Genomic DNA, 8,739 nt, shown 5'->3' on the forward strand with positions numbered 1-8,739 from the left:
TTTCCTTATCCGAGGGAGCAAAGATGAACCAAAGGGAGAGGGCGCAGAGGAGCCCCAGCCCACCAAAGACCAGCCCCTTGCGAAGCTGTTCTTGCTGTTTCTTATCCATAGTGTGCTATCTGTTGATGAGTGATTCTCGAGAGTTCATGCCCGAGGCTATCCAGCCGAGACGGGCGGAGAGGTGCATCCAGATGCGGGCGTCTGGGGATAGGTAGCTGGCGTGCTTCCTGCCTAGGGAAGAAGACCTGGGCCAGCATCATAAGGGAGCAGGCTAGGTAGAGAATACTGATACCGTAGACCACATATCGACGAGCCCTAGGGCTAAGCCGATCACAGCGAGCTCGAAGCCAGTAGTGTAGCCCGAGATAGTAGCGATAGAGGGAAAAGCGAGTAGACATAGCCTTAGCGTTTATAGCTCCGTAGATCTTGGTTCTCACGTACAAGGAAGTGCTCCATCAGGAAGCCCTGCGGGTTATCATCCGAGCGGACAGAATTCTGAAGCGTGCAGCTCGTCACCAGGCTTCGCTCGGTGACATTACTCTGCCTTAAGATGAACTGTCTGGCGTAGGTCGTCACCTCATAAGGGTAGCGCTCGAAGTTGCAGCGAATTGAGTCGATCACAATGCGCTGATTAACATTACCCGAGATCGCCCTATTGTAGTAGCCCTGCTCCGCCAGATCCTTGTAATAATCAAAGGCTGACTTATCACAGAGGGCAAAGGCACGGGACATATTCTCCTCAATCGCATCCTTATCGGGAGCGATACTGAAGAAGAGCTCATGAAAGCGACGGACATGCTCCCTAGCCTCCACAGGGCGATTACGCGAGGCATCTTGGCTAAGGGCCAGCATCAGACTCTTGCCCTGATCTAAGACATAGATCTTCTCCCGCTGCCTTTCGGCAAAGCGGTAGGAACTATAGAGGGCATAGCCACTGACGCCAGCTGAGAGCAAGGCAAAGAGGAGGATGTAGAGACGGATCTGACGGAATGCCGTCTCGATATTCCTTAATGACTGAAATTCCATAGTGTATACGACTCTCTTGTGTTACTTCCCTTTGATTAAAGCGCCCTTGATACGGCCACCAAGGTTGCCTATGCTCGCACCTGCTCCTGCAGCCGCAGCCTTACCTCCAACATAAGCCCCTTGCATCCCGCGCTGAGCCACCTGATTGACATTGCGCCCATAGGAGCCGATACCGCCTCCAGCTTCAATTATCCACCCAGCAACGGTCGGCACACAGAAGTAGCCCACCATGCCAATGAGGAAGAAGACGATGTAATACCACGAGCCTGAGTCAGGCAGGTAGTTGGGATCGCTCAGGGCGGAGATGTCCTTTTGAATCATCAAGACCTGGATCTTTGTAAGCAGAGCCGTAAGGATAGAGCTGACGGGCAGCCAGAGATAAACCGAGATGTAGCGAGAGAACCACGCCGTCAAAGAGCCCGACAAGCCATCCCACACAGCAATACCAAAGACCACAGGACCCAGGATGGAGAGGACAATCAAGATGAAGGTGCGTAGCGTATCGATGATCAAGCCGGCGGCATGAAAGAGGAGCTCCATCAGATCATGAATCAGGTTCATAAACCACTGCTTCGTCTGATACGCAGCCCGCTCAGCATACATCCCTGCAATAGTGATAGCATCTTCGGGACCAATAATTCCCATCTCCTCGATCTTCTGGTCGAACTTCTCATTGGAGACCAAGTAGGCGGTCTCAGGATTACGGAGATAGGCCTCTTCCTTGAGTTTATCTCGCTTGGCCGTAAGCTCGGCAAGCTGCCCTTCCTGCTTGTTGACCATGGCTTCCGTTCCCTGCACCACGGGAGACAGGACGGTATTCATCGTCCCAAGGACCACCGTCGGGAAGAACATGATACAGAAGCCCAGGACAAAGGGACGAAGAAGCGGATAGACATCCACAGGCTCAGCTCGCGCTAGCGAAGACCATACCCGAAGAGCAATATAGAAGAGAGCTCCCAGTCCGGCAATGCCTTTGGCAATCCCCGTCATCTCCCCAGCTAGGGGTAGCATCTCCTGATAGGTCGAGCGGAGTAGCTCGTGTAAGCTTGTAAAGTCCATAAGCGACTCCTTCCCTACCAGTAACGACTTACCTCACTGCCATACAGACTACGAACAGCTGAGAGATCCCCCTTAGCTCGAGCACGCACATAGCTGACCGAGATGTTCTTCTGCGTGTAATACGACACGAGCGAGCGATACTCTCGGAGCGTCGTATAGATGCGATCGATCATCTGCATACGCTCGCTATCGTTCATCGAGAAGACATTGCTCCCCGCAACAGACTTGAGCTCCTTGAGACTCTCCCCGCTCTGCTCCAGAAGCTTCGTGTAGCCAGAGGCGATGGCAGCCAGCTCGGAGGGTCTGAAGTTCTTATCCTGCAGCATCCGCTTGTAGGACTTAACATAGATCTCAGAGATATCACCCACCATCAAGACGCACTCCTTGACCTTGTAGGCATCGCCAATCAGGTTATTGACCTTCTTCAAGGCTTCGTAGTACTTCTTGGTGTCATTGTAGAGCTTCTCAATCTCTTTGAAGCCCGCCAGCGTGTTCTTGACGGTCTTGCCCGCCGTGGCAATCTCTTTGACCGTATTGGCAATATTGCCAGCAAAGTTCATGGGATCACTCACCACCCACTGAGCATGGGCTCGTTGCGTGAAAAGGCTCCCTCCTAAGAGAGCCATCAGAAGGTACTTCTTCATTGTCTCTGTTGTTTTAGCTGCTTATTTCTTCTGCCGTTTTTCTTGAGCAAGGAGCCGTATCGCTCCCTCCATATCCCCCCCAAGACGCTCGGCCCGCTGGAGTACCTCCAGCTTCTCGGTCTCCTCGGTCGTATAGGTGAGGTACTCCTCGAGGGAAACCTCCGTGGCATAGACTGCCGACTGCATCCCGCCGAGACCAATCCAGACCTCCTTGTAGAGGCGCTGGGGATCATTACTCTGATTGATAGAAAGGATTTGACTCTTCTCCTTATCCGATAAGCCAAGCATCGCCTGTATGCCATCGAACTTGGTCATGTACTTACGCTGATCCAAGAGGATCTTACAGTCCGAGTTATTGATGATGCTCTCCTTGACGATTGGCGACTGAATGATGTCATCCACCTCCTGCGTCACGACAATAGCCTCGCCAAAGAACTTTCTGACCGTCTTATAGAGGTACTTGATATAGTCCGCCATATTGGCCGAGGCAATCGCCTTCCACGCCTCCTCGATAAGGATCATCTTGCGAATCCCCTTCAAGCGACGCATCTTATTGATGAAGGCTTCCATAATGATGATGGTCACCACCGGGAAGAGATCTTTGTTGTCCTTCACCTGATCAATCTCAAAGACGATGAAGCGCTTAGATAGGAGATCGATGTTCTTATCCGAGTTCAGCAGGAAGTCATAGCGCCCTCCTCGGTAGTACTGCTTAAGCGTTGTAAGCAGGTTATTGATATTGAAGTCGGAGAGCGTGACCTGGATCTCCCGCTGCTTCATATCCTCTCGATACACATCACGCAGATACTCGTAAAAGGTATTGAAGCATGGAGTAATTGTGTGGTCGGCTCTAATCAGCTCGATATAGGCATTGACCGCCGAACCCAATTCACCTGCCTCTGTCTTAGTAATCCGCTCCTCAGAAGACTTCCAGAGGGTAAGCAGGAGCGTACAGATGCTCTCGCGCTTCTCGACATCGAAGACATAGTCATCGGTATAGAATGGATTGAAAGAGATGGGGTGCTCATCCGAGTAAGTGAAGTACACCCCATCCTCTCCCTTAGTCTTGCGGTGTATGAGTTCGCATAAGCCTTGGTACGAGTTACCCGTATCGACGAGCAAGACGTGGGCGCCCTGCTCGTAGTACTGCCGCACCATGTGATTTGTGAAAAAGCTCTTGCCACTACCTGAGGGCCCAAGGATGAATTTGTTGCGGTTGGTGATGATGCCCTTCTTCATCGGCAGATCAGAGATATCTAGATGAATTGGTTTTCCCGACAGACGGTCGGCCATCTTGATGCCAAAGGGAGAGAGCGAATCCTTATAGTTCGTCTCAGCCGTGAAGAAGCAAAGCGCCGGCTCGATGAAGGTATAGAAACTCTCCTCCGAGGGGAAGTCTGCAGCATTCCCGGGAATGCCTGCCCAATAGAGCGTCGCTGTATCGATGGTATTGTGCCGTGGCGTACACTCCATCAGGGCCAAAGCTGAGCCAACATCGTTCTTGATCTGGCGGAGCTGATCCGCCTCACTGCTCCACGCTAGCACATTGAAGTGGGCACGAATGGAGGTCAAGCCCTGAGAGTGGGCTATATTGAGGTACTCCTGTATCCACTCCTCGTTGATCTGGTTGCTTCGACTATAGCGTGCCAAAGAGTGCATGTTTCGCGCCTGCTTCTCAAAACGCTCGAGGGTCGCATCACTATCCTCGATGAAGAGGTACTGATTGTAAATATGGTTGCAGGAAAGGAGCAAGCCTACTGGCGAGGCAAAGCTCAGGCGACAGTCACTGCGATCTGTGGATAGCCGCTCATAGCGCCCATCGGTACTGACCCGTGTCGGAAGATCCTCCGTATCGCTGAGCGTATGCAAGCAAAGTCGGTGATCCCCGACGCGGACAAGGTCCGCTCCGAGCTGAATATCTTCAAGCGAAGCATGCCCCTCCTCCGAGAGGCTGAAGTAGCGATCTAAAAGCCCAGGAGTATCCTCCGTTCCCACAAGCTCATCCTCAGTCATCCGCTCCAGACGAAGGAGCAGCGTATCATTGATGATACGCTCGAACTGGTCGACCGCCTCCATGAACTTGACGACGGCATCTTTATCTTCAATCTCCTTCGGAACAAGACGCCCGCGGCAGAGCACAGAGAAGTTGCTCTGCTGAGCCATACGCTTCCTATTGCTCTTCGTAAGGAAGAGATAGACCGAGTGCTTGAGATAAGGACGCTCATTGAAGTGGCGCTCCGAGGAGCGTGCGAGAAAGCTAAGCTCTCCCTCAGAGAGCTTGCCCTGATACTCCTCGCTGATGAACCAGTCTTGCTTATGTACGATGCTGAAGTTAGGAAGCACCTTGATGGCCTTATACCATGCCGAGTGCATCGCTTCATACTCAGCCGAGGTCACGGTGAAGAGCTCGGGGAGCTCCACCCGAAAGGCTACCGTAATATCGGCATCCTTACTGATCAAGCAGCCTTGCTCAACAGCAAGCAGAGGGAACTTGGCCTCCAAGCTACAGGTCTTGCTCTTGTGTCTCATCTTCTGGACGATTTGAGCCGGTGGAATAAGTGTAGGACGCTACGGCGATGAGCCAAGTACCGGGGATGAGAGCGTAGTGCCCCCCGCTTCATCAGTCCATGCTCGCCATACTTTCGGTTCATAGCGAAGGTTTGCCACACCAGAAGTGAGGCACCCAATACGCCTATGCCGAGGCAGAGCAGCTGGCTGACGCCAAGGAGGTAGAGCACGACCACCACAATGAAGGTCGCCAGCAAGCCTCCAGCGAAGAGGAAGAGGTACTGCACTTTCAGCCCCTTAAACTCCACCGTGCGTCCTACGCCTTTATTGATTTCCCAGCTGGCCATTACCTACAGGAAGAAGGAACGCAGGATCGTAGCCGCCACGATGAGGAAGATACAGGCACCGAACCAAGAGGCTGCTGTCTTACTCGTATCTGGGTCTCCCGAGGAGAACTTGTTGTAGACCTTGATGCCCCCAATGAGCCCTACCACAGCTCCGATGGCGTAGATCAGTTTCGTGCCGGGATCAAAGTAGCTCGTCACCATCTTCGTGGCTTCGTTAATCCCTGCCATACCATTGCCTTGGGCATCCGCGACGACGGGCGCTAGGAAGAGGGCTAGTAGCAGGAAAGCAAGTTTCTTAGTGTTCATATTCTAGGATCATGAATGATTACTATACGGGAATTATAGGTAATAGTCGAGCCCTTGCATGTCGGCTCTGGCGTCTTGACTTGGCGGAAGAGGCGCTACCTCTTCCGTCTCAGACTCCGCCTCGCGGATAGCCTGAAGGAGCTTCTTGTGCACAGCTTCCTGTCTCAGAAGCTCCGCTTGGTACTGCGCTAGGAGGTCAGTCCCCCGAAGACTTTGGAGCGACGAGGAGACCGTATCGGGTGCTTCTTCGTCAAGAAGATCATCCTTCTGGCTCCACCGACTTAGGCGAAGAAGGTCACGGGAAAGAACGCTCGTAGACGTAAGCTCAGCGCTGCTATCAGCTTCCCACTCCAGCTCCTCCCGAAGGACTTCCTCCTCATCAACCGCCTCCATCGTGTAGTCCACATCCAGCTCTTCCCCTTCCGCCTCAGCGCTTTGCTCTGCAAAAGTAGGCGCATTCATATTCGATTCTTCGGCCACAGAAGACCCGGGAAAGGGAGGGATAACATGGGAAGTCAAGCCCTTGCTCCTAGCAACCAGCTCGTGTGCTTCTTCCTCACGCTTCCGGGGCTCTTGTCGCTGACCTATCCTTTGGCGGGATAAGTCTCTCCAGCGCTCGTAGCTGTAGGTAATACCAAGGGCAAGCCACACAATGCTCAGCAACAGGAGCACACAGAGCAGTATCGTTGTCATCATAAGGGGATCGTCGTTTTACGCCGTTGCTTAGCGCTGGCTTGGTTGAGGAGCTCGCGATGGGCTCTGAGGTGCTCACGGATGATGTTGTCGATATAGCTCACCATAGACACACGCTCATGGAGGTCTTGCAAGACACTGCGGAGAATCTCCAAGGTCTCGGCATTCATCGTAAAGGAGGTCTTCTCACGGATACGCAAGGGGACAAAGTACCTCTCACGGTATTCCTCGATCGTGGAGACCTCCTCTAAAGGTCTTAAAGCTGCTACTTGCATCGGAGGCGCCGGTAGCACCGTCTTCTCTGGCACACTTTGCTCCTCATCTATGGGGTCAAAGTTCGCCGTAGCGGACGAAGGACCTTGAAGCACTCCATCGTCTGCCATCTCTTGGAGCTTAGCATCCAAGCGCCGGCGCTGCTCTTCAATCGTGGCCATCGGTCGTCAGTATGGATAGCTGAAGGGCTTGGATAAGCCATCCAGCAAGTTCATCGATGTTCGTTCCTGTTCGAAGAGTTTTGTTAGGCGGGAGGTAAGTCGAGCGGAAGACCCCACGTGCCCCGTACATCGACAGCTCATGCGAGAAGCGATGTGCCATATAAATCGGGAAGGGGACGAGCGTAAGCCCCTCCTCCTGGATATGCTGCGTGTAATGTGTGACCAGCGTATTACGCACCCGACGATCCACCTTATTCCACAAAAGCCAGATATCCTTGATCCGAGCCGTCTGCATCGAGACCCCCAAGTCCTGGATGCTCTTAGCATAGCTCAGGCAAGCAACCATCGACTGGATATCAGGCTCCAAGGGCGAGAGGATATAATCCATCTCCAGCGAGAGCTCAAGAAGCTCCCTCGTCCCCGCATGACCAGGGAAGTCAAAGATGACCAACTGGTAGCCTTCCTCGGGATACTGCATAGCAAGCGCTTCTGCACGAGCAACTGCCTCTTCTGGCCGAGCTTTGATGATGCGGTAGGAGCGACGCTCGAGCTGATGGAAGTAAGTCTGCATATAAGCCGTCAGAGCGGGATCCTCTCCTATAGTCCCCTTCTCTCGCTCACGGAGCTTGAAGAAGGAGTCCTGAGTCAGATCACAGTCCACGACAAAGAGCGAGATACCCTCCTCATAGTAGAGCATACTACTGAGGATCTCGGCTAGGGTACTCTTACCCACACCGCCCTTCTGTGAGGAGAAACCGAGATATAAAGGTCGAGGTCGAGAGCTTTGCATAGCAAGCAATTGAGAACTGAATTAATTACCATGACGAGCGAGACAATAAGCGGGAGATCACTTAAGCAATCGCAAGGACTGCATCTCGAGATGTCGAGATCTCGAGGTCTCGAGAAATTAATTAATCGATATCTCGAGCGCTCTATCGCTCGCTCTGACTGCAAAGTAAGAGCTTAATTTACCCCCTTCTGGAAGTCAAGGAAGAGACGGGAAAGGCAAGGATAAAGTGGGCAGCATGCTTATAGCAAGCCACTTACAACGAGGAAGTAACTTTGCAGTAGAATAGAAACATCGTCTAACACGACCGAAGGAGACAGCCCCCTAAAGGGCTGGATGCTTCATCTCAATCAACTCTTTCTACTGGCAAGGTGTGTCTTTGTAACACAAACCGCAGTTTGTAACACAAAGACCCTTGCCTCGGTACGAGGAAACACTGACCTCCAAAGTCGTCAGTAAAGAAGAAATCATATGGAAAAGCAAAGCAAACCCTCCTCTGAGAGTTTATCTCCCGATAAACCACGTTGGGACAACTGGCATATAAGGCTTTCTTGTCCTAAAGATCAGCAGAAAGTCATTGATCTCTTTGAGCGCTCGGGGGCCAAAACGAAGTCAGACTTCGTGCGTGCTCGTCTCCTAGACGAGAGCTTTAAGGTCATCACCGTAGATAAATCCGCCGTCGAATACTACCGGAAACTCTCCCAGCTGACAGCCCAAATACATAAGATCGGCATCCTCTACAACCAAACAGTAAAGGCGATCAACAGCTATCATTCGGTCAAGGCAGCACAGGTAATGCTTCAACGCTTAGAGCAGTACTCCCAGCAAATTATCACCCTTGAGCAGCAAGCTATCAGCCTAACCCTAGACTACCGAAAGCGATGATTGCTAAGATCTCAAGCTCGGAAAATCTAGCTGGAGCCCTCGGCTACAAC

At 52.4% G+C, this 8,739-nt stretch carries 10 protein-coding genes; 1 reads left to right on the top strand and 9 read right to left on the bottom strand.

From position 1 onward, the window contains the following. Positions 1-402: 402 nt before the first annotated feature. The 9 genes from traK to HMPREF1323_RS06365 are packed head-to-tail and all read right to left on the bottom strand — an operon-like array spanning position 403 to position 7,807. A complete protein-coding gene (gene traK / locus HMPREF1323_RS06325; RefSeq protein ID WP_009433314.1) occupies positions 403-1,026 on the bottom strand; it encodes a conjugative transposon protein TraK in 624 nt (207 codons plus the stop codon). Between the two features lie 21 nt (positions 1,027-1,047). Next, on the bottom strand, positions 1,048-2,085 hold the full coding sequence (traJ, locus tag HMPREF1323_RS06330; RefSeq protein WP_009433319.1) for a conjugative transposon protein TraJ: 1,038 nt from the start codon (positions 2,083-2,085) through the stop codon (positions 1,048-1,050). A 14-nt stretch (positions 2,086-2,099) separates the two neighbouring features. Beyond that, positions 2,100-2,729 (bottom strand): DUF4141 domain-containing protein, encoded by a 630-nt coding sequence (locus tag HMPREF1323_RS06335; RefSeq protein WP_009433313.1) that lies wholly within the window; start codon positions 2,727-2,729, stop codon positions 2,100-2,102. 21 nt (positions 2,730-2,750) lie between these two features. Beyond that, a complete protein-coding gene (locus HMPREF1323_RS06340) occupies positions 2,751-5,258 on the bottom strand; it encodes a TraG family conjugative transposon ATPase (RefSeq protein WP_009433317.1) in 2,508 nt (835 codons plus the stop codon). Further along, positions 5,255-5,584, bottom strand: coding sequence for a DUF4133 domain-containing protein (locus HMPREF1323_RS06345; RefSeq protein ID WP_009433320.1), 330 nt, complete (start codon positions 5,582-5,584; stop codon positions 5,255-5,257). Before HMPREF1323_RS06345 ends, HMPREF1323_RS06340 begins: the two co-directional genes overlap by 4 nt. A gap of 3 nt (positions 5,585-5,587) precedes the next feature. After that, entirely contained in the window at positions 5,588-5,890 is a 303-nt protein-coding gene (locus tag HMPREF1323_RS06350; RefSeq protein ID WP_005467913.1) for a DUF4134 domain-containing protein, read from the bottom strand. A gap of 33 nt (positions 5,891-5,923) precedes the next feature. Then, positions 5,924-6,586, bottom strand: a complete 663-nt coding sequence (locus HMPREF1323_RS06355) for a hypothetical protein (protein ID WP_052312363.1) — start codon at positions 6,584-6,586, stop codon at positions 5,924-5,926. Then, positions 6,583-7,017 (bottom strand): DUF3408 domain-containing protein, encoded by a 435-nt coding sequence (locus HMPREF1323_RS06360; RefSeq protein WP_044124158.1) that lies wholly within the window; start codon positions 7,015-7,017, stop codon positions 6,583-6,585. The genes HMPREF1323_RS06355 and HMPREF1323_RS06360 overlap by 4 nt, the downstream gene beginning before the upstream one ends. Next, entirely contained in the window at positions 7,004-7,807 is an 804-nt protein-coding gene (locus tag HMPREF1323_RS06365) for a ParA family protein (RefSeq protein ID WP_044124160.1), read from the bottom strand. The genes HMPREF1323_RS06360 and HMPREF1323_RS06365 overlap by 14 nt, the downstream gene beginning before the upstream one ends. 468 nt (positions 7,808-8,275) lie before the next feature. On the opposite strand from HMPREF1323_RS06365, the gene HMPREF1323_RS06370 reads away from it, so the two are divergent. After that, positions 8,276-8,689 (top strand): plasmid mobilization protein, encoded by a 414-nt coding sequence (locus tag HMPREF1323_RS06370; protein ID WP_009433311.1) that lies wholly within the window; start codon positions 8,276-8,278, stop codon positions 8,687-8,689. Positions 8,690-8,739: the final 50 nt, after the last annotated feature.

Source organism: Porphyromonas sp. oral taxon 279 str. F0450 (assembly GCF_000292995.1).
Classification (GTDB): domain Bacteria; phylum Bacteroidota; class Bacteroidia; order Bacteroidales; family Porphyromonadaceae; genus Porphyromonas; species Porphyromonas pasteri.

Bases quoted from the DNA above. Each gene is read 5' to 3' on its own strand.
- traK (WP_009433314.1), bottom strand. From the start codon at position 1,026: ATGGAATTTCAGTCATTAAGGAATATCGAGACGGCATTCCGTCAGATC.
- traJ (WP_009433319.1), bottom strand. From the start codon at position 2,085: ATGGACTTTACAAGCTTACACGAGCTACTCCGCTCGACCTATCAGGAG.
- HMPREF1323_RS06335 (WP_009433313.1), bottom strand. From the start codon at position 2,729: ATGAAGAAGTACCTTCTGATGGCTCTCTTAGGAGGGAGCCTTTTCACG.
- HMPREF1323_RS06340 (WP_009433317.1), bottom strand. From the start codon at position 5,258: ATGAGACACAAGAGCAAGACCTGTAGCTTGGAGGCCAAGTTCCCTCTG.
- HMPREF1323_RS06345 (WP_009433320.1), bottom strand. From the start codon at position 5,584: ATGGCCAGCTGGGAAATCAATAAAGGCGTAGGACGCACGGTGGAGTTT.
- HMPREF1323_RS06350 (WP_005467913.1), bottom strand. From the start codon at position 5,890: ATGAACACTAAGAAACTTGCTTTCCTGCTACTAGCCCTCTTCCTAGCG.
- HMPREF1323_RS06355 (WP_052312363.1), bottom strand. From the start codon at position 6,586: ATGATGACAACGATACTGCTCTGTGTGCTCCTGTTGCTGAGCATTGTG.
- HMPREF1323_RS06360 (WP_044124158.1), bottom strand. From the start codon at position 7,017: ATGGCCACGATTGAAGAGCAGCGCCGGCGCTTGGATGCTAAGCTCCAA.
- HMPREF1323_RS06365 (WP_044124160.1), bottom strand. From the start codon at position 7,807: ATGCAAAGCTCTCGACCTCGACCTTTATATCTCGGTTTCTCCTCACAG.
- HMPREF1323_RS06370 (WP_009433311.1), top strand. From the start codon at position 8,276: ATGGAAAAGCAAAGCAAACCCTCCTCTGAGAGTTTATCTCCCGATAAA.